The sequence below is a fragment of the Streptomyces sp. NBC_00433 genome, from assembly GCA_036015235.1.
Classification (GTDB): Bacteria; Actinomycetota; Actinomycetes; order Streptomycetales; family Streptomycetaceae; genus Actinacidiphila.
This window is the reverse complement of record CP107926.1, coordinates 8,077,422-8,101,941: the sequence shown is the minus strand read 5'-3', so window position 1 is coordinate 8,101,941 and position 24,520 is coordinate 8,077,422. Positions and strand designations below refer to the sequence as shown.

Here is a 24,520-nt window from a genome sequence, read left to right as displayed (position 1 = left end):
TTCGCGTTTGGGTACCCCCACGCGCCCCTGGGTGATTGCCCCTTGCGGTGGCGTTGCTTTCTTTCCCGCCTTTCCGGCGGGGCGCGCAGTTCCCCGCGCCCCTTTTGGCCTGCGTCCTCCGCCGTCAGGCGTTCGCCCCTGCCAGGGGCCCTCTGCGCGGGTACCCCCAGGCGAAGCGCTGGGGGAGAACAGCGCGACAAGCCACCCACACAGCGCAACTGTGGAGTCCGTGACAGCACCCCGCAGGGAGTGGCAGCGGGCCGGGAAAACCCTCCTAAGGGTACCCTTAGATGGCTGGTTGGTGAACTGGCACGGAATTGTGGATTCCCGCCCACCGTCAACCGCATGGCGCAGCCAAGTGGTGCTTAGCATGAGCCGCACCCCGATCCGCTGCACCGAAACTGGAGGTCCGGTGTGTCCGCCGAACCTGACGGCATGATCCCGCCACACCCGCCCTCGTCCGCCGGGACGCGCTTCACCCGCAGGTGGCGGGCCGCCGCCGCGGTGGTCGCCGTCGCCGCGGCGGTGACCGCCACCGTGCTGGCCGCCGGTTCGGGCGGCGGCAGCGGCAAGCGCGCGGACGCGAAGCCGCAGGCGCAGGCGCCCGCCGACGGGCTGCGGCACACCGCGATCGACGTGTCGACCGGTACGTGCGGGCAGGGTTGGAGCCGGCCGCGGACCGGGATGCAGGTCTTCGATCTGCACAACACGTCGAGCGCGGCCTCCGATGTCGACCTGACCGACCCGCGCACGGGCAAGGTCTTCGGCGAGGTGGAGGGCCTGGCGCCCGGCACCACCCGGCCGATGACGGTGGAGCTGGGCGGCGGCAGCTACGCGTTCAAATGCCTGCAGAACGACACGGACGCGGTGACCGGGCCGACCGTCGTGGTGGCCGGCAAGCAGCCCCAGGGGCCGGCCGCGGCGCCGGTCAACCAGCACGACCTGATCCCGCCGACGCTGGCGTACCAGAAGTGGGTGGGGCAGCGGATCGCCGAACTCGCCGCCGGCACGGGCAGGCTGAAGGCCGACATCGACGGCGGCGACCTGGCCGCCGCCCGCCGGGACTGGCTGCCCGCGCACCTGGTCTACGAGCGGATGGGCGCGGCCTACGACACCTTCGGCGACGCGGACGCGGCGATCAACGGGACGGTGGCCCGTACGCCCGGCGCTGTCGACGCCCCGGACTTCGCGGGTTTCCACCGGATCGAGTACGGGCTGTGGCACGGCCGGTCCGCGGCCTCGCTGCGCGCACCGGCCGCCGCGCTGGACAGCGCGGTGCACGACCTGCTCGACGGCTGGCCGGACCAGCGGATGGACCCGGCGGCGATGGGCCTGCGCGCCCACGAGATCATCGAGAACGCGGATCAGTTCGAGCTGACCGCCCGCACGGACTACGGCAGCGGCACGAATCTGGCCACCGCCCGCGCGAACGTGGACGGCACCCGGGTGATCCTGGACGAGCTGCGCCCCCTTCTGGAGTCCCGCGACGCCGGTGTCGCGAAGCTCGACGCGGCGCTCGACCGTACGCAGGCGACGCTGGACGCCCTGCGGCACGGCGGCGTCTGGACGCCGGTCGGCAAGCTCACCCACACGCAGCGCCAGCAGGTCAACGCCGACTTCGGCGACCTGCTCGAACAGCTCGCCCCGGTGGCGGCGATCTTCGAAGTACGGAGGACGGCATGACCGACACCCACAGCAGCGGCGACCTGCGCAGGCGGGGTTTCCTGCGCGGCGCCGCCCTGGGCGTGGGGGCGGTGGGCGCGGCCGCCGGCGGCGCCACGGCGCTGGCCGGCTCCACCGCGTCAGCGGCCACGCCGACGGCCGCTCCCGCGAAGCGCGGGCCCGGCTTCCACGGGGTGCACCAGGCGGGCATCGTCGAGGACGTCCGGCTGTCCACCGCCTTCCTGTCCTTCGACGTCACGGCGGCGGACCGGCGGGAGCTGGCCGAGCTGCTGCACACCGTCACCGACCGGGCGCGCTTCCTGACCGCGGGCGGTACGCCTGCCCCGCTGGGCATAACCGACTCGCCGTCGGACAGCGGCACGCTGGGCCCGCGGCTGCCGGGCGACGGGCTGACGGTGACCGCGGGGGTGGGCGCGTCGCTCTTCGACGGGCGGTTCGGGCTCGCCGACCGCAAGCCGCTGCGGCTGTCGCAGATGCCGGCCTTCGCCGACGACGACCTCGACGAGGCCTGGTGCCACGGCGACCTGAGCCTGCAGCTGAGCGCGCCGCACCCGGACACCGTGCTGCACGCGCTGCGCGACATCGCCCGCAACACCCGCGGCGGCATGCAGGTGCGCTGGCGGATGGACGGTTTCACCAGCCCGCCGCGGCCCAGCGGCACCCCGCGCAACCACATGGGCTTCAAGGACGGCACGGCCAACCCGAACGTCGCCGACCCGGCGGTCGCCGACGACCTGGTGTGGGTCGGCGCCGGGGCCGAGCCGGCCTGGACGGCGGGCGGCTCCTACCAGGTGGTGCGGCTGATCCGGATGCTGGTGGAATTCTGGGACCGGGTCTCGATCACCGAGCAGGAGCGGATGTTCGGCCGCAACCGGGACACCGGCGCGCCGCTCGACGGCTCGCGCGAGTTCGACGTGCCGAAGTTCGCCGAGGACCCGACCGGCGACATCATCCCGCTGGACAGCCACATCAGGCTCGCCAACCCGCGGACCGCGAAGACCGACGACTCCCGCCTGCTGCGCCGGGGTTACAACTACGACCGGGGCATGGACAGCAACGGCAACCTCGACATGGGGCTGATCTTCGTCTGCTACCAGCAGGACCTGGAGCGGCAGTTCGCCGCGGTGCAGCGGCGACTCGCCGGTGAACCCCTGGTGGACTACATCTCACCTTTCGGTGGCGGGTACTTCTACGCTCTGCCGGGTGTACGCGACCGCGGCGACTGGCTGGGGCGGGCCCTGCTCGGCTGAGGCGGCGCCCGACACACAAAGAGCGGGTCAAGAATTGCCCTGGATTTACTGACCCGCTGTTCACCCCAGCGCCACCACCGGGACTTTGTCATGTCGCGGACCGCCCGGACGATCGCGTTCGACAACGTGCACGAATCCACAGCGGCACGCGTAAAGCGCCACTTAGCGGAGGCTGAGAAAGCATGAGCACCACAGGCGGTACGGGCAGGGCAAGAAGGGCGGGCTCGCGCAGGCGTGCAGCGCGCTGGGGTGCGTTCGCCGGGGCTGCGGCACTCGTACTGGCGGGCGGCACGGCCCCCGCCTACGCCGACTCGAACAACCACGGCGGCGGCAAGACCGCCACGCCGATCAAGCACCTGGTGGTCATCTTCGACGAGAACATCTCGTTCGACCACTACTTCGGCAGCTACCCGGTCGCGGCCAACACCGACGGTACGAAGTTCACCGCGGCCAAGGACACGCCGAAGAACATCGACACCCTCAGCCACGCGGGCCTGCTGAAGACCAACCCGAACCAGTACAAGCCGAAGCGGCTCGGCCCGGACCAGGCCGTGACCTGCGACCAGAACCACAACTACGGCCCTGAGCAGTACGCCGCCAACGGCGGCAAGGCCGACCAGTACGTGCAGAACACCGAGACCAGCACCTGCTCAGGCGGCCTGTTCGGCGAGCCCGGCCTGGTGATGGACTACTACGACGGCAACACCGTCACGGGTCTGTGGAACTACGCCCAGCACTACTCGCTCGGCGACAACTCGTTCAGCACCACGTACGGCCCCTCCACCCCCGGTGCGCTCAACCTGGTCTCCGGCCAGACGCACGGTGTCATCTCGGTCGACCCCGCGTCGGGCACCGAGAACCCCAAGCAGACCGCGACGCCGGACAAGTACACGGTCCTCTCGCCGGACGCCAAGGGTGTCGGCACGGTCACCAACGACCCCGACCCGGCCTTCGACGACTGCTCGGACGCCAGCCACACCGGCACCAACGCGCTGGCCGTGATGCAGGGCAAGAACGTCGGCGACCTGCTCAACAAGCAGGGTGTGACGTGGGGCTGGTTCCAGGGCGGCTTCCGCCCCGCCACCGCGTGGGACGGCAAGTCGGGTGACTACGCCAGCTGCCAGGCGGCCACCCACACCAACGTCGGCGGCGCCCCCTCGGTGGACTACAGCCCGCACCACTCGCCGTTCCAGTACTACAAGTCCACGTCGAACCCGCACCACCTGGCGCCGAAGAACACCGCCGAGATCGGCCACAACGGCCAGGCGAACCACAACTACGACCTGACGGACTTCGACTCGGCGCTCAAGGCGGGCAACCTGCCGGCCGTCAGCTTCCTGAAGGCGGCGGAGTTCCAGGACGGCCACGGCGCGTACTCGGACCCGATCGACGAGCAGAACTTCCTGATCAAGGAGATCAACCAGCTCCAGCAGTCGCCGGAGTGGAAGGACACCGCGGTCGTCATCTCCTACGACGACTCCGACGGCTGGTACGACCACGCGTACGCCAAGCCGCAGAACGGCTCGAAGGACGCCACGGTCGGCTCCAACGGCAAGGCCACCGACAGCCCGGCCTGCCAGGCGGGCCCGAAGTCGGCCGGCGGCTACGCCGACCGCTGCGGTCCGGGCACCCGGCAGCCGCTGCTGGTGATCTCGCCCTACAGCAAGGTCAACTCGGTCGACCACACCCGCACCGAGCAGACCTCGATCACCAAGTTCATCGAGGACAACTGGAACACCGGCCGCATCGGTGACGCGGCCTTCGACAGCCGCGCCAACTCGCTCGACGGCGCCTTCGACTTCAAGCACCCGAACAACAAGCAGGTGCTGCTGAACACCGACGGCTCCGTGAAGTCGGTCAAGCCGATCGACACGCACGGCAACGGCGGGTCCAACGGCGGCAACGGCAACGGCGGCGGCAGCAACGGGGGCGGCTCCACCGGCGGCCACGGCTCCGGCTCCGCCTCCGGCGGCCAGGGCGACAACACCTCCACCCAGACCCTGGCCGAGACCGGCGGCTCCTCGCCGGCCCTGCCCCTGGGCATCACGGCCGGCGCCCTGCTGGTCGGCGGCGGCGCGCTCTACTACGCCCGCAAGCACCGTCGCCAGTCCGGCAGCACCGCCGCCTGACACCCCGCGGCACCCGTGCCCTCGCGCACGGCCGGACCGGCGCCCTGACGCCGGCTCCCCGAGGCCGCCCCGGCATCCGCCGGGGCGGCCTTCGCGCTGCCGGCCCGGGGAACCCGGCGTGTCGCACCGGCCGGCCGCGTCGCAGCCGGCCGGTGCGACACGCCGGGTTTAGGGTTTATGCATGGAAACCGCCGGATATCTCCCCGCGCTGTGCCGCGAGACCGACGCCTTCCGCGGCGCGCTGCTCGGCGACCTGACCGCGCGGGTCGAGCACTGCGGCGGCTGGACGCTGTACGACCTGGCCTCGCATCTGGGCGCGGGCCACCAGCGGGCCGCCACGGCGATCACCGCCCGCCATCCGGGGCACCGCTTCCCCGCCGCGCCGCGTGACGGCGCGGCCCTGCTGCGCTGGTTCGACCGGCACACGGCGGACCTGCTGGCCGTACTCGACGCCGATCCGGCCGCGCCCGCCTGGACCTTCCACCCGCCGCACACGGTGGGCTTCTGGCAGCGGCGGCGCTGCCTGGAGACCCTGGTGCACCGCTGGGACGCCCAGCACGCGCGGGGCGCCGCCCCCGACCCGATGGACCCGGAGCTGGCCGCCGACGGGATCGCCGAGGTCTTCGACACCTTCGCACCCCGGCAGATCGCGGTCGGCCGGGCCGCCGCCCCGGCCCGCGCGGTGATCTTCGAGGCGACCGACACCGGCAGCTCCTGGACGTACGGCCCCGGCACACCGGCCGCCGGGGTCACCGGGACGGCCGCGGAGCTGCTGCTGATGCTCTGGGGCCGGCTGCCCGCCGACGGCGCCGGCCTGGTGTGGAAGGGCGACCGGGAGGCGGCGTCGTCGGTGCTGGCCGGACCCCTGGTCGCCTGACCGTCCCGGACAGAAGGGGACCCGCCGCTTCCGCGTTCACGAACTGAAGGCGCGTCACCGCCCGTCCGGCGCCCGCCCCTTGCCCGACCGAGGTGCGACAAGGGTGACGGTCGGGCCGGATCCCGAACACCCTCTGCGATACGCGCTGGTCACCACCCCTGGTTCAAGCTCTGTCGCAAGTTACGGGCCATATGCCGGACTTGAGGAGGCTTCACCTTTTCGCCGACCCGGCTTCGTGCACAACTCTTGACATGGATGAAACACAGGGAGAAACATCGCCGTGAGTGCCGGGAGAGCGCTCTCATTTCTACCGGGTCTCCACCGGGAGAGCGCTGTCCGGAACGTGAACAGCACCTGTTTTCCACGTCCGGCCGCGGGACGGCCGGACGCGCACCCCACTGCTCCCCCACCCGTGGAACCAGGAGAGTTGCCCATGCTCGCTCCCTCCACCGGGACGACCGCACTGAGAACCTCGGTGTTGTCGAACCGGCGCAAGACGGCCGCGGCGGTCATCACCGCGCTCATCGCCTCGCTGCTGCTCTTCGTGCCCATGCGCTCCGCGCATGCCGCCGACACCCTGCTCTCGCAGGGCAAGACCGTCACCGCCTCCTCGACCGAGAACGCCGGGACCCCGGCGTCCGCGGCGGTGGACGGCAACACCGGCACCCGCTGGTCCAGCGCGGCGGCCGACCCGCAGTGGCTGCAGGTCGACCTCGGCGCCACGGACACGATCTCGTCCGTCACCCTCAACTGGGAGACGGCCTACGGCAAGGCCTTCAAGATCCAGACGTCGGCGGACGGCACCAACTGGACCGACGTCTACTCCACCACGACCGGTACCGGCGGTGTGCAGACACTCGCCGTAAACGGTTCCGGGCGTTATGTCCGGATGTACGGGACCGCCCGCGCGACCGGCTACGGCTACTCGCTGTGGGAATTCCAGGTCTACGGCTCCACGGGCGGCAGCACCCCGCCGGCCGCGGGCACCCTGCTCTCGCAGGGCAGGACCGCCACCGCGTCCTCGACCGAGAACGCCGGCACCCCGGCGTCCGCGGCCGTCGACGGCAACACCGGCACCCGCTGGTCCAGCGCGGCGGCCGACCCGCAGTGGCTGCAGGTCGACCTCGGCGCCACGGACACCATCAGCTCGGTGACGCTCAACTGGGAGTCCGCGTACGGCAAGGCCTTCAAGATCCAGACCTCGGCGGACGGCACCAACTGGACCGACGTCTACTCCACCACGACCGGCACCGGCGGCAACCAGACGCTGAACGTCAGCGGCTCCGGCCGCTACGTCCGGGTGTACGGGACCGCCCGCGCGACCGGCTACGGCTACTCGCTGTGGGAATTCCAGGTCTACGGCACCGCCGGTGACGGCGGCGGCACGACCTCCCCGCCCCCCACCGACACCGGTGGCCCGATCCAGGGCGGCGGCGACCTCGGCTCCAACGTCAAGGTCTTCGACCCCTCGACGCCGAACATCCAGGGCCAGCTGGACACGATCTTCCAGCAGCAGGAGAGCAACCAGTTCGGCGACGCCCGGTACCAGGTGTTCTTCAAGCCGGGCACCTACAACGGGCTCAACGACCAGGTCGGCTTCTACACCTCGGTCTCGGGCCTGGGCAAGAACCCCGACGACGTCCAGATCAACGGTGACATCACCGTGGACGCGGGCTGGTTCAACGGCAACGCCACCCAGAACTTCTGGCGTTCGGTGGAGAACCTGGCCGTCAAGCCGGTCAACGGCACCGACCGCTGGGCCGTCGCGCAGGCGGCGCCCTTCCGCCGCGTCCACGTCCAGGGCGGCCTGAACCTGGCGCCTGCCAGCTACGGCTGGGCGTCCGGCGGCTACATCGCCGACAGCAAGATCGACGGTACGGTGGGCCCGTACTCGCAGCAGCAGTGGTACACCCGCGACAGCTCCATCCAGGGCTGGACCAACGGCGTGTGGAACATGGTGTTCTCGGGTGTCCAGGGCGCTCCCGCGCAGGGCTTCCCGAACCCGGTCTACACGACGCTGAACACCACCCCGGAGTCGCGTGAGAAGCCGTACATGTACCTGGACGGCAGCGGCAACTACGCGGTGTTCGTGCCGAACCTGCGCACCAACGCCAGTGGCGTGTCGTGGCCGAACACCCCGGGTACGTCCATCCCGCTGAGCCAGTTCTACGTGGCGAAGCCGGGCGTGTCCGCGGCGACCATCAACGCGGCGCTGGCCCAGGGCCTCAACCTGGTCTTCACGCCGGGCATCTACCACGTGGACCAGCCGATCAACGTGACCCGCGCCAACACCGTGGTGCTCGGGCTCGGTTACGCCACGGTCGTCCCGGACAACGGGGTCGACGCGATCAAGGTCTCGGACGTCGACGGCGTCCGGCTGGCCGGCTTCCTGATCGACGCGGGTGCGGGCAACTCGCCGCAGCTGCTCCAGGTCGGCGCACAGGGCTCGACCGCGAGCCACGCGTCCGACCCGACCACCATCCAGGACGTCTTCGTCCGGGTCGGCGGCGCCCGTCCGGCGCAGGCGCAGACCGCGTTCGAGATCAACAGCAACGACGTGATCATCGACCACACCTGGATCTGGCGGGCCGACCACGGCAGCGCGCCGACGGGCTGGACGGTCAACCCGGCCGACATCGGCCTGAAGGTCAACGGCAACAACGTGCTGGCCACCGGCCTGTTCGTGGAGCACTTCAAGAAGTACGACGTGGAGTGGCACGGCCAGAACGGCAGGACGATCTTCTTCCAGAACGAGAAGGCGTACGACGCCCCGAACCAGGCGGCGGTACAGAACGGCAGTATCCGGGGCTTCGCCGCGTACAAGGTGGACGACAACGTCACCACGCACGAGGGCTGGGGCCTGGGCAGCTACTGCAACTACACCGCGGACCCGACGATCATCCAGGACCACGGGTTCGAGGCACCGGCCACGTCGGGGATCAAGTTCCACGACCTCTTGGTGGTCTCGCTCGGCGGAATGGGCCAATACGCCCATGTGATCAACAACATCGGTCCGGGAACGTCCGGCACCGGCACCACGCCGTCGACTGTGACGTCGTACCCGTAAGCGGCCCGGCCGGGCGACTGACGGCCGATCCGACACGGTGACCCGACGGGCCGCCGCCCTGTCCCAGGGCGGCGGCCCTCCGTCTTTCGCGCCGCCCCCGTCACACCGCCGTCTTGCGGGCCTCGACCAGCATGCGGGTGGAACGGGTGACGAACGGGCCCTCGGCCGTGATGCGGTCGTGCAGCTCGCGCAGCCGGTCGCGGTAGCGGTCGACGGTGAAGTCGGGCACCATCCAGATCACCTTGCGCAGGAAGTAGACGACCGCGCCGATGTCGTGGAATTCCATCCGCAGTGTCTCGGGCCGCAGTCGCACCAGCTCAAGGCCGGCTGACCGTACGCCCTCCGCGACCCGGTCCGGGTGGCGCGGCCCGCCGCGCGCGCCGGGCTGCGGGCCGAGGAAGAACTCGACCAGCTCGACACCGCTGGCCGGGCCGACCTGCTGGGAGAAGTACGTGCCGCCGGGCCGCAGCACCCGGGCGATCTCGTGCCACCACACGGTGACCGGGTGCCGGCTGACGACCAGGTCGAAGGCCGCGTCGCCGAAGGGCAGCGGCGGCTCGTCGTCGTCGGCTACCACGACGGCGCCGAGCGGGTGCAGCAGCGCGGTGGCCTTGGCCAGATTCGGCGGCCAGGACTCGGTCGCGGCCATCAGCGGCGGCAGCCGCGGCACCCCGGCGAGCACCTCGCCGCCGCCGGTCTGGATGTCCAGCCCGGCCGTGGCACGGGCCAGCCGCTCCCCCATCAGCCGCTGATACCCCCAGGAGGGGCGCTGCTCGGTGGCCCGTCCGTCGAGCCAGGAGAAGTCCCAGCCGTCCACGGACACCGTGTCGGCCTCGGCCACCAGATCGTCGAAATCACGCGCCATGATCACATCATGGCCGCAGGCCCGCGCCTGGGGCCAGCGCATTCTCCGGACGGCAGGCTGGTGGGGAGTGCTGCGGGCCGCCGGCCTCAGCCCGGGAAGGACCGGGCCAGGCGGGCGCTTTCGAGGGGGGACAGCTCGCGGTCGATCGCCGGGGCCAGGTCGCGCTGCTCGTGGCCGACGTACTGGTCGATGTCGGCCAGCGCGCCACTCGCCGTCAGGGGGTAGGTCTCCTCCGGCAGCTTGCCGGCTATCAGGTACGACAGCGTCTGGAGCAGCCGCTCGCCCTCGGCGCGGTCCTCCCGCACGGCATCGGCCGCCGCGGGGTGGCGCTCCAGCGCCCGGCGGGCGGTGACCTCGGTGCCCTCGCAGTGCTTGGCCAGCGCGTCGGCAAGCAGCCGCAGGTCGGCGCGGCTCGGTGTGCCGCGGTGCCGCAGCCGCTCCAGCAGCTCGTGCACACCCTCGCCCGACGCGATCACCCGGGCCGACAGCCCGTCGTGGTGGGTGCGGGCCGCCTGTACGGCGTCCGCGTCGGCGCGGGCGCGGGCGTCGAAATACTCGGCCTGGCTGCGGACGTTCGCCGGCCCGCTGATGCGTGCGTGACCGGCGGGCACACCGGGGGTGTCCTGGGGCTTCATCAGTTCGCTCATGCCACCGACTCCTTGCCTTCGCTGCGTCGCTTCCGCGCGCCCGGCCCGGCCTTCACCACCGGGCAGGACGGCCTCGCGGTCACTCCTCGTCGTCCTCCTCCATCGGCCAGTCCGTGTCCTCCACGACATGCACGGCCGCTTCCTCAGCCGATGCCGCGCCGCCGTCGATGCCGACGTCCTCGCCGACCATGCCGTCCAGGCGGGCGTGCGACCCCTCGTCGGGGGCGACCAGCCGGCCGGAGCGCAGCTCGCCCGCCTCCACGTCGACCAGCTCGCCATCGGTGTCGCTCGCGTCGCCCAGGCCGTCGTCCGGGCTCGGCTCGACGTCGGGGCGCTCGCGCGGCAACCGCTCGTCCAGGCTCTCGCCCGCCTGCTGCTCCGCCGCCGTCGTACCGACGTCGTCCACGCCCAAGGGACGCTCGGGAGGTGAATACCCCTCGTCGAGCACCTCGGCGATCCCCCGGTCGTCCAGGGTGTCCTCGGGTTCCAGGGGCCCGGTGTCCTCCTGGATCTCGCTGCTGTCGTCCGGCTGATACACGTCGTCGCCCATGGTGCCGTCGATCCGCTCGGTCATGTCGCCGCACCTGCTTCACCCGGCGGCCTGAGGTCTGCGCCGGACGCCGCCCGCAGGACGGCGGCCGGACATGCTGAGAGGGATGCGGTTCGCACGGATCACCACGTCCTTCCTGCTCGGGGTGGTACGCCTGCGCCGCCGCGCCGGCCCGTCCACCCGCCCGCCTGCCCACCCGCAAGCGGCGGAAACCGGCCGGGTCCGCCGCCCGGCTGATACTCCGGACGGCCCCCTTCCATCATGCGCGCCCACCCGCGCCCCGCACCTGCGGACACATCCCGCCCTGGCCGCCCCGGACGGAACCGGCCCGCGGGGTGGGCGTCAGGCCACGCCGCGGGGGCGGAACTGGACGCTGATCCGGCCGCCGACCGCCGAGCGGGTCTTGGGTATCGCGTGGTCCCACGTGCGCTGGCAACTGCCGCCCATCACGATCAGGTCGCCGTGGCCCAGCGGCACCTTGGAGGCGGGGGCGCCGCCGCCGCGCGGGCGCAGCAGCAGCGGCCGGGGCTCGCCGAGCGAGAGGATCGCGACCATCGTGTCGCGCGTGGCACCGCGCCCGAAACGGTCGCCGTGCCAGGCGACGCTGTCCCGGCCGTCCCGGTAGAAGCACAGGCCCGCGCTGACGAAGGACTCCCCCAGCTCCGCCGCATAGTGCCCGCTCAGCCGGTCGCGGGCCTCGGTGAGCACCGGGTCCGGCAGCCGCTCGCCCTCGCCGTAGTGGGCGAGCAGGCGCGGCACAGCCACCACGCTGTCGTACATGGCGCGGCGCTCCTCGCGCCACGGGACCCGGTCGGCCAGCTCGGCGAAGAGGTCGTCGGCACCGCTCAGCCAGCCCGGCAGCACGTCTATCCACGCGCCGCGCCCGAGCGCGGTGCGCCGCGCCCGGTCCAGGCTGCCGAGGGCCGGTGCGCCGGTGGCGAAGAGTGACGTCTGCTGATGGCTCATGCCCTCACCATAACCCCTGTTCGCACACCTTTTCGATTACCCGTTCGAGTGAACCCGCGCACTTCGCCCCGGGCCGTCGCAGGATGGACACATGCTCTTCGCCGAGGTCGCCCGGGTCTCGCGGGAGGTCGCGGACACGTCGTCGCGATCCCGCAAGACCGAACTCCTCGCCGGCTTCTTCCGGGACGTCGGACCGCAGGACGCCCCCATCGCCATCGCCTACCTCGCGGGCCGGCTCCCGCAGGGCCGGCTCGGCGTCGGCTGGGCCGCGCTCCGGGACCGGGCGGCGCCCGCGCCCGGCGCCGCGCTGACCGTCGCCGAGGTGGACGCGGCGCTCACCGCGGTCGCCGCCGTTTCCGGCCAGGGCGCGCAGGCAGGGCGGCGCGGCCTGCTCCAGGACCTGCTGGGCGCGGCCACCGCCGTCGAGCAGGAGTACCTGATCGGCCTGATCACCGGCGAGGTCCGGCAGGGCGCGCTCGACGCCGCCGCGGCGGAGGGCCTGGCGGCGGCCACCGGGGCGTCACCCGCCGACGTGAGGCGGGCGGTCATGCTGGCCGGCGCCCTCGAACCGGTCGCCCAGGCGCTGCTCGCCCAGGGCCCGGCCGCGCTCGCCGACTTCCGGCTCGCCGTGGGCCGCCCGCTGCTGCCCATGCTCGCGGCCTCCGCCAAGTCCGTGCCGGAGGCCGTCGCCAAGATCGGCGGGCCGTGCGCGGTCGAGGAGAAGCTCGACGGCATCCGCATCCAGGCGCATCGCGACGGCGACGACGTCCGGCTCTTCACCCGCACGCTCGACGACGTCACCGACCGCCTGCCGGAGATCGTCACGACCGTACGCGCCCTGGCCGGCCTGCGGTTCGTCCTCGACGGGGAGGTGCTGGCCTTCGACGCCGAGGGGCGGCCGCGGCCCTTCCAGGAGACCGCGGGCCGCGTCGGCTCCCGGGTCGACGTCGCCGCGGCCGCCCGCGCCATGCCCGTGCACGCGGTCTTCTTCGACGTGCTCTACGCGGACGACCGCGATCTGCTCGGCCTGCCGTACGTCGAGCGCCGCGCGGAGCTCGACGCGCTCGTACCCGAGCGGGCCCGGGTACGGCGGGCCGTCGTCGCCGACCCCGCGGACCCCGCGGCGCTGCGTGCGGCCGAGGACTTCATGGCGGCCACGTTGGAGCGCGGGCACGAAGGGGTCGTCGTCAAGGGTGACGACGCTCCCTACGCGGCCGGGCGCCGCGGGGCCTCCTGGATCAAGGTCAAGCCGGTCCACACACTGGACCTCGTGGTGCTCGCCGCCGAGTGGGGGCACGGGCGGCGCACCGGCAAGCTGTCCAACCTGCACCTGGGGGCGCGGGGCGAGGACGGGTCCTTCGTCATGCTCGGCAAGACCTTCAAGGGGCTCACCGACGCGGTGCTCTCCTGGCAGACGGATCGCCTCCTCGACCTCGCCGTCAGCGACGACGGCCACGTCGTGGCCGTCCGCCCGGAGCTTGTCGTCGAGATCGCCTACGACGGTGTCCAGGTCTCCTCCCGCTACCCGGCGGGCCTCACCCTCCGCTTCGCCCGCGTCGTCCGCTACCGCCCGGACAAGCCGGCCTCCGAGGCCGACACGATCGCCGCCGTGCGCGCAGCGCACGCGCCGCCCTGACCTTCCCGGGGGCAGCCCCGTCCTGTCGCACTCACAGTCCCGCCGCGTCGTGGCGTGTGGCGCAGTTCCCCGCGCCCCTCGGTGGGTGCCACGTCCTGTCGCGTTCACAGTGCCGCTGTGTCGTGGCGTGTCGCGCAGTTCCCCGCGCCCCTGGGGTGATTGCCCCTTGCGGTGCGGTGCTTGTCCGCGCGTGCATCGTGAGGGGGCGCGCCGTTCCCCGCGCCCCTTTGGGCCTGCGTCCTCCTGCGTCCGGGCGTTTGGGAGGGGCTGGGCTCTGCGCAGGGGGATGACCGTTTTTCAGGGGCGCGGGGAACGGCGCGCCCCGCCGAAGAGGCGGGAAAGAAAGCGACGCCACGGCAAGTGGCAACCACCTGGGGGCGCGGGGAACGGCGCGGCCAGCCCCCACCGGCGGTGGGGAGCGGCGTCACCGCAGGAGGCAGGGTCATCGAGCCACCCCGCAGGGGAGATGCGTATGTCTCGTATGCCCGGGTAAGGACTCGGCATGGGAGAGGGCGAGCGCGTCGAGAGGGTACTGGCGGCGTACGGCCAGACGTACGCCGCCGAGGCCGGGATCGCGCTCCGCGACACACCGCAGCCGCTGTACCGGCTGCTCGTCCTGACCGTGCTGCTGAGCGCACGCATCCGCAGCGGTACGGCCGTGGCGACGGCACGCGCCCTCGCGGAAGCGGGACTGCGGGACCCGCGGCGGATGGCCGCAGCGACCTGGCAGGAGCGGGTGGACGCGCTGGGGCGCGGCGGCTATCGGCGCTATGACGAGAGCACCGCGACTCAGCTCGGCAAGGGCGCGGCGCTGGCGACCGAGCGCTACGGCGGGGATCTGCGGAGGCTGCACGAGGAGGCCGGCGCCGATCTGGGCGCGCTGCGCGCGGCACTGCGGGAGTTCCCGGGGATCGGGCCGGCCGGGGCGGACATCTTCCTGCGGGAGGTCCAGCTGGTGTGGCCGGACATCGCACCCTTCTTCGACAGCAAGGCCTTGCAGGGCGCGGCTGAGGCAGGCCTGCCCGACCGGCCCGCGCCGCTGCGGCGGGCCGCGGGCGACGCGGAGCCGGCGGTGCTGGCCGCGGCGCTCGTCAGGGTCGCCCTGGACAAGTGACCGGCGGTGCTCGCCGCAGCATGCTGAAGGTCGCCCCGAAGAGCTGGTCAGCGGTTTTCCAGGCGGAAGCCCACTTCCTCCTCCTGGTCGCCGGAGGCCGTGCCGACGACCGTGACGGCGAAGGATTCGGCGAGGCCCTCGCGGAGGCGGTCGACCGCGTGGTAGCCGCCTTGGGCGGTGAGGGTGACGGGGTCGGCGAGTCGGGCGGGGCTGCCCGGTACGGCGAGCGTGCGGGCCACGTCGAAGGTGGCGGTCCAGACGATGGGGCCGCCGCCGGGCGCCTCGCGGGGCGGGTCCTCGGTGCCGCGGTCGCCCGCGAAGCTGGTGTGCAGCGCGTCGAGCACGGTCCTGGCGTCCTCCTTGGCGCAGCTGTCGAGGGTGACGGTGACCTGGGCCGAGGGTTCTGCGTGCTGCTGGGGTGCCGTACTCACGGTGGTGTCCTTCCGTCGCGCGGGACCGCGGGACCGCTGCCCCGTCAGCGCATTTCCGCTCAGCCGCGGACGAAACACCCGTTGCTGCGAATGGCGCAGCGATCGTCCGCGACAATCGGAGCATGTCCGCGCCACGCAAGCCCGCCCCCTGCCCCTGCGGCCTGGCCGCCGCATATGCCGACTGCTGCGGCGCGCTGCACGCGGGTCGTACCGCGGCTGCGACAGCCGAGCAGCTGATGAGGTCGCGCTACAGCGCCTTCGCCGTGGGCGACGCCGCCTATCTGCTGCGCAGCTGGCACTCCTCGACCAGGCCGCGCGAGCTGGCCCTGGACCGGGACGTGCGCTGGACCGGCCTGGAGATCCTCGGCAGCACGGGGGGCAGCGCCTTCCACTCGGAAGGGACGGTGGAATTCCGGGCGCGCTACCGCGCCGGCGGCGCGTCGGGCGAGCAGCACGAGGACAGCCGCTTCGTGCGGGAGGGCGGCGCGTGGGTCTACGTCGGCGAGGCCGGGCGGTGACCTCGGGGCGGGGCGCGGACTTGGATCCCTCGGTACGGGCCGCGCTCGCCGGAGAGCTGCTGGCCGCGCTGCGCGCCGCCTGCCCCGGTTCGACGGCGGAGCCGCGCGGGTCGCCGGCGGCGGGCACCGCAGAGCGACCGACCCTCCTGACGGCCGCGGCGGCAGCGGCCGGCCCGTGACAGCACCACCTCGCGGCCATTGCAGCCGCCCTGCTCCACGGCTGGTTCCTGCGACCACGCAGGTTCACGGCGTCCGGCGCGGTACGTCGCAGGGCGGATGAGTCGCCCTCACAACACCCGGACGACTGCGACAACGCAGAGCAGTCCCCCTGCCTTCGGTGGGAGGTCCCCCAGCGCCAGGCGTCGCGCAGTGTCAGCGCCCCGCCGGGTACGGCGCCCCGGCGCCCGCCCGCGGTCGCAGGCGACTGCCCGCGTCCCGGCCGGCGCACGCGCCGGGCGACCGGCGTTTCAGGCGACCGGTCGCCGGGAGTCGTAGGAGAGGAAGCCGCGCTGGAAAAGCGCGGTCAGCGTGATCGCGGCGATGCACGCGAGGCCGCCGCCGACGACGGCGGTCGTCGGGGAGAAGAGGTCGGCGGTGGTGCCGGCGAGGAAGTCGCCGAGGCGGGGGCCGCCGACGACCACGACGAGGAAGACGCCCTGGAGGCGGCCGCGCATGTCGTCGGGGGCGGCGGACTGGAGCATGGTGTTGCGGAAGACCATGCTGACGGTGTCGGCGCAGCCCGCGAGGGCGAGGAAGCACAGGCCGAGCCAGAGGTTGCGGGTCAGGCCGAAGACGGCGACCGCGGCGCCCCAGGAGGCCACCGCGGCCAGGACGGCGAAGCCCTGGCGGCGTACGCGGCCGTACCAGCCGGAGAAGACGCTGCCCAGCAGGGCGCCCACCGCGGGTGCGGCGGCCAGCAGGCCGACCGTGCGGGTGTCGCCGCCGAACCACAGGCCCGCGACCGCGGGGAAGAGGACGCGCGGCTGGGCCAGCACCATGGCCGCGAGGTCGGAGACGAAGGTGGTGCGCAGGTTGGGCCGGGCGGCCAGGTAGCGCAGGCCCTCGACGACCGAGGGGCGGCGGCGGACGGCCCCGTCGCCGTCGCCCGGGAGCATCGCGGGCAGCCGCCACATCGCGTAGAGGGAGGCGGTGAAGGCGGCGGCGTCGATCAGGTAGGCGGCCTGGTAGCCCCACAGGCCGACGAAGACGCCGCCGAGCATGGGTCCTGCCATCTGCCCGACGCCGCCGGCCAGCGACGCGAGCGCGTTGGCCGCGGGCAGCTGCTCGGGGGGCAGCAGGCGGGGGATCATCGAGGAGCGGGCCGGGGAGTTCATGGCGAAGCAGACCGCCTGGAGGGCGACGATCGCGTAGAGCACCGCGATGGACCGCACATGGAGTATCGCCACGGCGGCGAGCGCCGCGGACAGGACCGTGAGGCCGGTCGAGGTCACCAGGCCGAGCCTGCGGCGGTCCACGGCGTCGGCGACGGCGCCGCCGTAGAGCCCGAAGACGACCAGCGGCACCAGGGAGCACAGGCCGACCAGGCCGACGTAGAAGCTGGAGCCGGTGATCGCGTAGACCTGGAGCGCGACGGCCATCGCCGTCATCTGCTGGCCGATGTAGGACACGGTGTTGCCGAACCACAGACGGCGGAAGTCGGCGTGCTCGCGCAGCGGGCCGATATCCGCGAGCAGCCGGTTTTTGCGCCCGGTGGGCGCCGGGCCGGGTATCTCGGACCCGGATGGCCCAGTCGGGTTTTTACGGTACTTCTCGCTCTTGAGCACGGGAAACGGTAGCAACCGTGCCCAGTGCTGCGGCGGCCGGGTCCGGGTCCGGCCGGTTGTACGGGTGGCGCCCCGGAGCTGAACACGAGGCAAAACCGGCTGGTGGCGGCGGGGCCGGACAGAATACGCTGTGCTGGACGAGCAGGTTCCAGGGGATGTACCGGCCCCTTGGACCCGTCCCGGAGCGAGTCGCCACCTCGGCCACGATTCCGGCTACCGCAAGGCGCCACCGCGTCCGCACCGCCCGAAATTGGAATCCATCCGGGCGTCCGACGCAGGGCCATGGCCGCGTAGGGCGCATCCGGTCGACGCGACGCTAAGGAGTGCGCGGTGTCACGAGATCAGCTCAAGCGCAAAGAGACAGCGGCGGAGCACAAAGGCGAGTCCGCGGCGCTCATGGACGACGAGGGCCCCCTGGACACCTGGTCCCGGTGCGCCCCGATCCGTCTGGCGGGATATGAGGACGACCTGAGCGAGACGCACATCCTGCGCAGTATCGACTAAGGCGAGAGTCGGGCAAGGGGCGGCGGTCAGGCCGTATCGATCGGTCGACTCGTCGCTCCGTCGGCGAAAAGCGCCGGGCTCCACGGGCCGGGCGGGGGACATCCATCCAGGTCCCCCGCCCGGTCCTCTTCCGTGCGGGGGCAGTTGGGGGGCGCGGGCGGCGGCGCGGCGGGCCCGTGCGCCGATGAGACGTGCGCGACATTGCGCGTGTATCCCGCATGCGCCTCGTGGGGAGCGGGCATACGGGGGGCGACTTCACCGATCACCGAGGAGTACGAAGATGCTGATGGCCCACCCGACGGTCCTGCGGAACCTGGTGGAACGCTACGAGGCACTTTCCGACGCCGACAGCACGGACCCGCGCATCGCGCAGCAACTCCGGGACACCGCGTACACGTTGTGCGTGACCACCGGTACCCGGGAGATCGTCCCTGCGCTGGCGGCGGCCCGAGCGCGTATCGAGGACGAGGAAGCGGCGGCGGCCTGACGGGCCGCCATGTCGTCACCGCTTTCTCCGGTGTGAATATCCGGCTGTCACAACTCGGTGGCGAAAACCCACCCGTTGGGATGAAATCAGCCGCCGGCATGACGTGATTGGCCCTCTGCGACGTTGTCACGGTGCGGGCATGCGGCCCGTGTTGATGTCCGGAAGGCAGGAATCGTATGAACAGGCTCGCCCGAAAGGGACTTGTCACCGCGATGGTCGCCGGCGGCGTGCTGGCCTCCGCGGGATATGCGCAGGCTGATGCGGCCGCCGAAGGGGATGCCTCGGGTTCACCGGGAGTCCTGTCGGGCAATTCGGCGCAGGTTCCCGTGCATGTGCCGGTGAATGCCTGCGGAAATACGATCAGTGTGGTCGGCCTGCTGAACTCGGTGTCGGGCAACGCGTGTGCGAACGTGTCGTCGGGGTCGTCCTCGTCGGCCGCGGCACCCGGCAGGAGCGGTTCGGCCCGCCCGGCCCGCCATGCGGGTTCCGCGGCCGACGAGTCGGTGGCCTCGGGTATCGCGCGCGGCCGCTCGGGCGGCGCGCACGCGGCGGGTGACACGCACGGCTCGGCGGGTGTGCTGGCGGGCAACGGGCTGCTGCTGCCGCTCGACCTGCCGCTGAACCTGTCGGGCAACGGTGTGAGCGCGGTCGGCGTCGGCAACCCGTCCGGCGGCAACACGGCGGTGAACGGCGAGACCCCGCCGCCGCCGGTCCACGCCCCGATCCCGGCACCGCCCGGCAGTGTGCCCGAGCAGGTGTCGCCCGCAGAGACGGCGCCCGACGCCCCGACGCTGGCGCACACCGGGGCCGGCGGTGTCGGCACGGCGGCCGCGGGCAGCCTGGCGCTGCTGCTCGGCGGCGCGGTGCTCTACCGCCGGGCCAGGGGAGCGGCCCGCCGCTGACCGGCGGGCGGGACCGTGCGGCAGGCGGGCGGCGCGGGCCGCCTGCTGGGGCGCCACCCGGTCGGACCCTGCCGCATACTGCCGCGGGCCCTCCTCCGACCCCTAGGGTCAGCGGTGGACGTCGGCGAAGGAGGGCTCAGCCATGGCACAGGAAGTCCGCGGGGTGGTGGCACCCGGCAAGGGCGAGCGGGTACGGATCGAGACGGTGACGGTGCCCGACCCGGGTCCCGGCGAGGTGGTGGTGCGGGTCCAGGCGTGCGGGGTCTGCCACACCGATCTGCACTACCGGCAGGGCGGTATCGGCGACGACTTCCCGTATCTGCTCGGGCACGAGGCCGCGGGTCTGGTCGAGGAGGTCGGGGAGGGCGTCACCGAGGTGGTGCCCGGCGACTTCGTGATCCTCAACTGGCGTGCGGTGTGCGGCCGGTGCCGGGCGTGCCTGCGCGGGCGGCCCTGGTATTGCTTCGACACCCACAATGCCCGGCAGAAGATGACCACGGCCGCGGGCACGGCGCTCTCCCCCGCCCTGGGCATCGGCGCCTTCGCCGAGAAGACCCTGGTGGCGGCCGGGCAGTGCACGAAGGTCGACCCTTCGGTGTCGCCGTCGGTGGCCGGGCTGCTCGGCTGCGGTGTGATGGCCGGGATCGGCGCCGCGGTCAACACCGGCGCGGTCGGCCGTGGCGACTCGGTCGCGGTGATCGGCTGCGGCGGGGTGGGCAATGCGGCGGTCGCCGGGGCGCGGCTGGCCGGCGCCGCCCGGATCATCGCGGTGGACCTCGACGACCGCAAGCTCGCCACCGCCTCCGCGCTGGGCGCCACCCACACCGTCAACTCCCGGGTCCAGGACCCCGTCAAAGCGATCCGCGAGCTGACCGGCGGGCACGGCGCCGACGTGGTGATCGACGCGGTCGGCCGCCCGGAGACGTACGAACAGGCCTTCTACGCCCGGGATCTGGCGGGCACCGTCGTCCTGGTCGGGGTGCCCACCCCGGAGATGCGGCTGGAGCTCCCGCTGCTCGACGTCTTCGGCCGCGGCGGCGCGCTCAAGTCGTCCTGGTACGGCGACTGCCTGCCGTCGCGCGACTTCCCGATGCTGATCGACCTGCACCTCCAAGGGCGCCTCGACCTGGGCGCCTTCGTGAGCGAGACCATCGCGCTGGACGAGATCGAGGACGCCTTCACCCGCATGCAGGCCGGTGACGTCCTGCGGTCCGTGGTGGTGATGTAAGGGGCGGTGTGACAAGGTGATCAGGGACGTCGAGGCGATCGAGACCGCCGCGCAGCAGACGTACTTCTCCGGCCTCACCGGCTCGGTCACCACGCTGCTGACCCTGACGCCGCAGATCGGCAAGGGCCTGGAGTCGGCCCGCTCGATCGGCGAGGTGCTGCAGGCGCCCGACCTGGAGCAGAACGACGGCAAGGCGGCGGTGTCCGGGGGGCGGCTGTCCGGCGGGCAGAAGCAGCGCCTCGCCATCGCCAGGGCGCTGATCCGCGACCCCCGGGTGCTGATCCTGGACGAGGCCACCTCGGCGCTGGACTCGCGCTCCGAGGCCCTCGTGCAGCAGGCGCTCACCCGGCTGGTGCGCGGCCGTACGGTCTTCGTGGTGGCGCACCGGCTGTCGACCGTCAGGAACGCCGACCGGATCGTGGTGATGGACGAGGGCCGGATCGCGGAGGTCGGCTCGCACGCGGAACTGCTGCGCGGCGGCGCCTAAGCCGGCCCCCAGGCAGCCCAGCCGGCCTGAGCCGTCCCCGCGCCGGGGGTCCCGGCCTCCTTGGGCCCCCCGGCCGCGGCGCGCGGGCTCAGCCGCCCAGTGCGGCGCCGACGATCGCCTGCGCCTCCTGCTGCACCTCGGCGAGGTGGTCGGCGCCGTGGAAGGACTCGGCGTAGATCTTGTAGACGTCCTCGGTGCCCGAAGGGCGGGCGGCGAACCAGGCGTTGTCGGTGCACACCTTGATGCCGCCGAGCGCCGCGCCGTTGCCGGGCGCCTCGGTGAGCACCGCGGTGACCGGCTCGCCCGCCAGCTCCCTGGCCGGGACCTGGTCGGCCGACAGCTTCGCCAGGACGGCCTTCTGCCGGCGGTCGGCGGGCGCGTCGATCCTGGCGTAGGCGGGCGACCCGAACCGCCCGGTCAGGTCGGCGTAGTGCTCGGAGGGGGTGCGCCCGGTGACCGCGGTGATCTCGGCGGCGAGCAGCGCCAGCAGGATGCCGTCCTTGTCGGTGGTCCAGGCGCCGCCGTCGCGCCGCAGGAAGGACGCGCCGGCCGACTCCTCGCCGCCGAAGGCCAGGGTGCCGCCGCGCAGCCCGTCCACGAACCACTTGAAGCCGACCGGCACTTCGGTGAGCGGCCTGCCGAGGTCGGCGACGACCTTGTCGATCATCGAGGACGACACCAGGGTCTTGCCGATGGCCAGGTCGGGACCCCACTGCTCGCGGTGCCCCGACAGGTAGGAGATGGCCACCGCGAGGTAGTGGTTGGGGTTCATCAGCCCGCCGTCGGGGGTGACGATGCCGTGCCGGTCGGCGTCGGCGTCATTGCCGGTCGCGATGGCGTAGTCGTCCTTGCGGGCGATCAGCGAGGCCATCGCGTACGGCGACGAGCAGTCCATCCGGATCTTGCCGTCCCAGTCCAGCGTCATGAAGCGCCAGGTGGGGTCGGCCTGCGGGTTGACCACCGTCAGGTCAAGGCCGTGCCATTCGGCGATCCGGCCCCAGTATTCGACGGAGGCGCCGCCGAGCGGGTCGGCGCCGATCGTGACGCCGGCCCGGCGCACCGCCACCAGGTCGAGCACGGACGGCAGGTCGTCCACGTAGCGGCCGAGGAAGTCGTAGCGGGAGGTGGTGTCGGCGGCCAGCGCCCGCGCGTAGCCGATGCGCTGGACGCCCTTGAGGCCGTCGGTGATCAGCTGGTTGGCCCGGTCCTGGATCCAGGTGGTCGCGTCGGAGGCGGCGGGGCCGCCGCTGGGCGGGTTGTACTTGAAGCCGCCGTCGGCCGGCGGGTTGTGCGACGGGGTGACGACGACGCCGTCCGCAAGGTGGGCGGTGCGGCCGCTGTTGAAGGTCAGGATGGCGTGCGAGACCGCCGGGGTCGGCGTCCAGCCGTCGCGCTCGTCGAGCAGCACGGTCACGCCGTTGGCGGCGAAGACCTCCAGCGCGGTGACCCTGGCGGGCTCCGACAGCGCGTGGGTGTCGGCGCCGAGGAAGAGCGGGCCGGTGGTGCCCTGCCCGCCGCGGTAGTCGCAGATCGCCTGGCTGGTCGCCGCGATGTGGTCCTCGTTGAACGCGGTGTCGAGCGACGAGCCGCGGTGCCCCGACGTCCCGAACGCCACCCGCTGCCCAGGGTCCTCCGGGTCGGGGTGCAGCGCGTAATACGCCGTGATCAGGCGGGGTACGTCGACCAGGTCCTCCGGCCGGGCCGGTGTCCCGGCACGCTGGTGCGGCATCCACGTCTCCTTAGCTACGGCTTGCGTCGGGCCCGACCATTGTTATCCGTCGCCCGCCCGCACCGCAGCACCGCCCCGCTCGCGCGAGCCATGACCGCGTCGCCCCCCGGCCGCGGCGGCGACACCATAAGGTGGCCGTATGACACCGGAGCAGCCCGCAGTGGGTGTACCGCTGGCGTCGGCGACGGGTCGCTGGGTGCTGGCGTGCTCGGTGCTCGGGTCGGGGATGGCGCTGCTCGACGGCACCATCGTCAATATCGCGCTCCCGCGCATCGGCGAGGACCTGGGCGCGACCCTCGCCGACCTCCAGTGGACCGTGAACGGCTACCTGCTGACGCTGGCCGGGCTGATCCTGCTCGGCGGCGGCCTCGGCGACCGCTACGGGCGGCGCAAGGTCTTCGTCATCGGCGTGGTGTGGTTCGCGCTGGCCTCGGCGGCGTGCGGGGCCGCGCCGGGCACCGGGGTGCTGATCGCCGCCCGCGCCCTGCAGGGGGTGGGCGGCGCGCTGCTGACGCCGGGTTCGCTGGCGCTGGTGCAGTCGTCCTTCCGGCCGGAGGACCGGGCCAAGGCGGTCGGCGCCTGGTCGGGGCTCGGCGGGGTGGCCGGCGCGGTCGGGCCCTTCCTCGGCGGGTACCTGGTGGACGGCCCCGGCTGGCGGTGGATCTTCCTGGTCAACCTGCCGCTGGCCGCGGTGGTGGTGGCGATCGCGGTCCGCCATGTGCCCGAGAGCCGCGACCGTACGGCGTCCGGCAGTTTCGACGTGCGGGGCGCCGCGCTGGCCGCGCTGTGCCTGGCCGGCATCACCTACGCGCTGATCACCGCAGCCGGCCATCCGCCGTGGCCGTCGATCGTGGTGCCCGCGGCGGCGGGGGTGGCCTGCGGGGTCGCCTTCGTGCGGACCGAGCGCCGGCGGGAGCACCCGATGCTGCCGCTGTCGGTCTTCTCCTCCCGGCTCTTCACCTCGATGAACGTGGTGACGCTGTGTCTGTACGCGGCGATCGGCGGGGTGTTCTTCGTGCTGCCCGTGCAACTGCAGATCGCCGCCGGCTACAGCGCGCTGCGGGCCGGGCTCGCGACGCTGCCGGTGACCGTGCTGTTGCTGCTGCTGTCGGCGCCCGCGGGTGCGATGGCCCAGCGGATCGGGCCGCGGCTGCCGCTGACGGTGGGCCCGCTGGTGACCGCGGCCGGGCTGCTGCTGCTCACCCGGCTCGGCCCCGGCTCGTCGTCGTACGTGCTCGACGTGCTGCCCGCGGTGGTGGTGCAGGGGCTGGGGATGAGCATTTTCGTGGCACCGCTGACGGCCACCGTGCTGGCCTCGGTGGCCGTCGACCACGCCGGCATCGCCAGCGGCGTGAACAACGCGGCGGCCCGGGTCGCGCAACTGCTGATCGTGGCCGCGCTGCCGCTGCTGGTGGGCCTGTCGAACCAGGCCTACCGCTCGCCGCACAGGGTGGACGCGGCTTTCGGCTCGTCGATGTACATCTGCGCGGGCCTGTGCGGGCTGGCGGCGCTGCTGGCCTTCACCCTGGTGCCGGCGGGGGCGCTGCGGGAGGACGGGGCCCCTCCGCCGCCGCAGCCGGAGTGCCGGGCGCACTGCGGCTTCTCCGCGCCGCCGCTGGAGCCGGGCGCGGGCGGCTCGACCCGGGTGTGACGGCGGGCCGGACCC

General features: G+C 72.9%; 22 protein-coding genes and 1 pseudogene. 16 read left to right on the top strand and 7 right to left on the bottom strand.

What is annotated here, in order from left to right; translation table 11 throughout:
* Positions 1-435 precede the first annotated feature (435 nt).
* The 5 genes from OG900_35000 to OG900_34980 all read left to right on the top strand — a co-directional run bounded on the left by OG900_35000 (position 436) and on the right by OG900_34980 (position 9,006).
* Positions 436-1,683, top strand: a complete 1,248-nt coding sequence (locus OG900_35000; GenBank protein ID WUH94843.1) for an EfeM/EfeO family lipoprotein — start codon at positions 436-438, stop codon at positions 1,681-1,683.
* The gene (gene efeB / locus OG900_34995; GenBank protein WUH94842.1) at positions 1,680-2,933 is read left to right on the top strand and encodes an iron uptake transporter deferrochelatase/peroxidase subunit; all 1,254 of its coding nucleotides are present in this window, start codon (positions 1,680-1,682) and stop codon (positions 2,931-2,933) included. The genes OG900_35000 and efeB overlap by 4 nt, the downstream gene beginning before the upstream one ends.
* A 182-nt stretch (positions 2,934-3,115) precedes the next feature.
* The gene (locus tag OG900_34990; GenBank protein WUH94841.1) at positions 3,116-5,062 is read left to right on the top strand and encodes an alkaline phosphatase family protein; all 1,947 of its coding nucleotides are present in this window, start codon (positions 3,116-3,118) and stop codon (positions 5,060-5,062) included.
* A gap of 181 nt (positions 5,063-5,243) precedes the next feature.
* Positions 5,244-5,939, top strand: coding sequence for a maleylpyruvate isomerase family mycothiol-dependent enzyme (locus tag OG900_34985; protein ID WUH94840.1), 696 nt, complete (start codon positions 5,244-5,246; stop codon positions 5,937-5,939).
* A gap of 550 nt (positions 5,940-6,489) precedes the next feature.
* Positions 6,490-9,006 (top strand): discoidin domain-containing protein, encoded by a 2,517-nt coding sequence (locus tag OG900_34980; GenBank protein ID WUH96037.1) that lies wholly within the window; start codon positions 6,490-6,492, stop codon positions 9,004-9,006.
* 100 nt (positions 9,007-9,106) lie between these two features.
* On the opposite strand, the gene OG900_34975 is transcribed toward OG900_34980, so the two are convergent.
* From OG900_34975 to OG900_34960, 4 genes are all read right to left on the bottom strand, one after another.
* Positions 9,107-9,871 carry a class I SAM-dependent methyltransferase gene (locus tag OG900_34975; protein ID WUH94839.1) on the bottom strand — a complete coding sequence of 255 codons (765 nt, stop codon included), beginning with the start codon at positions 9,869-9,871 and terminating at the stop codon, positions 9,107-9,109.
* Positions 9,872-9,957: 86 nt separating this feature from the next.
* Positions 9,958-10,518: a hypothetical protein gene (locus OG900_34970; protein ID WUH94838.1), complete on the bottom strand. Its 561-nt coding sequence runs from the start codon at positions 10,516-10,518 to the stop codon at positions 9,958-9,960.
* Between the two features lie 79 nt (positions 10,519-10,597).
* A complete protein-coding gene (locus OG900_34965; GenBank protein ID WUH94837.1) occupies positions 10,598-11,092 on the bottom strand; it encodes a DUF5709 domain-containing protein in 495 nt (164 codons plus the stop codon).
* Between the two features lie 318 nt (positions 11,093-11,410).
* Positions 11,411-12,034: an alpha-ketoglutarate-dependent dioxygenase AlkB gene (locus OG900_34960; GenBank protein ID WUH94836.1), complete on the bottom strand. Its 624-nt coding sequence runs from the start codon at positions 12,032-12,034 to the stop codon at positions 11,411-11,413.
* A 91-nt stretch (positions 12,035-12,125) separates the two neighbouring features.
* On the opposite strand from OG900_34960, the gene OG900_34955 reads away from it, so the two are divergent.
* Together OG900_34955 and OG900_34950 are read left to right on the top strand one after the other, a co-directional pair.
* On the top strand, positions 12,126-13,670 hold the full coding sequence (locus OG900_34955; protein WUH94835.1) for an ATP-dependent DNA ligase: 1,545 nt from the start codon (positions 12,126-12,128) through the stop codon (positions 13,668-13,670).
* Positions 13,671-14,172: 502 nt separating this feature from the next.
* Positions 14,173-14,784 (top strand): endonuclease, encoded by a 612-nt coding sequence (locus tag OG900_34950; protein WUH94834.1) that lies wholly within the window; start codon positions 14,173-14,175, stop codon positions 14,782-14,784.
* A gap of 47 nt (positions 14,785-14,831) precedes the next feature.
* Here the strand turns inward: OG900_34950 and OG900_34945 are convergent, their stop codons facing one another.
* Positions 14,832-15,215, bottom strand: a complete 384-nt coding sequence (locus OG900_34945; protein WUH94833.1) for a hypothetical protein — start codon at positions 15,213-15,215, stop codon at positions 14,832-14,834.
* 122 nt (positions 15,216-15,337) lie between these two features.
* Here OG900_34945 and OG900_34940 point away from each other — a divergent pair, with 122 nt between their 5' ends.
* Both OG900_34940 and OG900_34935 read left to right on the top strand, forming a co-directional pair.
* The gene (locus OG900_34940; protein ID WUH94832.1) at positions 15,338-15,733 is read left to right on the top strand and encodes a YchJ family metal-binding protein; all 396 of its coding nucleotides are present in this window, start codon (positions 15,338-15,340) and stop codon (positions 15,731-15,733) included.
* A 20-nt stretch (positions 15,734-15,753) separates the two neighbouring features.
* Positions 15,754-15,912, top strand: coding sequence for a hypothetical protein (locus OG900_34935; protein ID WUH94831.1), 159 nt, complete (start codon positions 15,754-15,756; stop codon positions 15,910-15,912).
* A gap of 288 nt (positions 15,913-16,200) precedes the next feature.
* Here OG900_34935 and OG900_34930 read toward each other — a convergent pair whose 3' ends face one another.
* Positions 16,201-17,463, bottom strand: coding sequence for an MFS transporter (locus tag OG900_34930; GenBank protein ID WUH96036.1), 1,263 nt, complete (start codon positions 17,461-17,463; stop codon positions 16,201-16,203).
* 384 nt (positions 17,464-17,847) lie between these two features.
* Between OG900_34930 and OG900_34925 the strand changes: the two genes are divergently transcribed.
* From OG900_34925 to OG900_34900, 6 genes and pseudogenes are all read left to right on the top strand, one after another.
* Entirely contained in the window at positions 17,848-18,021 is a 174-nt protein-coding gene (locus OG900_34925) for a hypothetical protein (protein WUH94830.1), read from the top strand.
* A 280-nt stretch (positions 18,022-18,301) separates the two neighbouring features.
* Positions 18,302-18,508, top strand: a complete 207-nt coding sequence (locus OG900_34920; protein WUH94829.1) for a DUF5133 domain-containing protein — start codon at positions 18,302-18,304, stop codon at positions 18,506-18,508.
* A gap of 176 nt (positions 18,509-18,684) precedes the next feature.
* Positions 18,685-18,918, top strand: a pseudogene (locus tag OG900_34915) (chaplin).
* On the top strand, positions 18,895-19,410 hold the full coding sequence (locus OG900_34910) for a chaplin family protein (protein WUH96035.1): 516 nt from the start codon (positions 18,895-18,897) through the stop codon (positions 19,408-19,410). Before OG900_34915 ends, OG900_34910 begins: the two are co-directional and overlap by 24 nt.
* Before the next feature lie 142 nt (positions 19,411-19,552).
* Positions 19,553-20,638 carry an S-(hydroxymethyl)mycothiol dehydrogenase gene (locus OG900_34905; GenBank protein WUH94828.1) on the top strand — a complete coding sequence of 362 codons (1,086 nt, stop codon included), beginning with the start codon at positions 19,553-19,555 and terminating at the stop codon, positions 20,636-20,638.
* A gap of 16 nt (positions 20,639-20,654) precedes the next feature.
* A complete protein-coding gene (locus tag OG900_34900; GenBank protein WUH94827.1) occupies positions 20,655-21,125 on the top strand; it encodes an ATP-binding cassette domain-containing protein in 471 nt (156 codons plus the stop codon).
* Between the two features lie 88 nt (positions 21,126-21,213).
* On the opposite strand, the gene pgm is transcribed toward OG900_34900, so the two are convergent.
* Positions 21,214-22,854, bottom strand: a complete 1,641-nt coding sequence (gene pgm, locus OG900_34895) for a phosphoglucomutase (alpha-D-glucose-1,6-bisphosphate-dependent) (GenBank protein ID WUH94826.1) — start codon at positions 22,852-22,854, stop codon at positions 21,214-21,216.
* 139 nt (positions 22,855-22,993) lie between these two features.
* Between pgm and OG900_34890 the strand changes: the two genes are divergently transcribed.
* A complete protein-coding gene (locus OG900_34890; protein ID WUH94825.1) occupies positions 22,994-24,505 on the top strand; it encodes an MFS transporter in 1,512 nt (503 codons plus the stop codon).
* Positions 24,506-24,520: the final 15 nt, after the last annotated feature.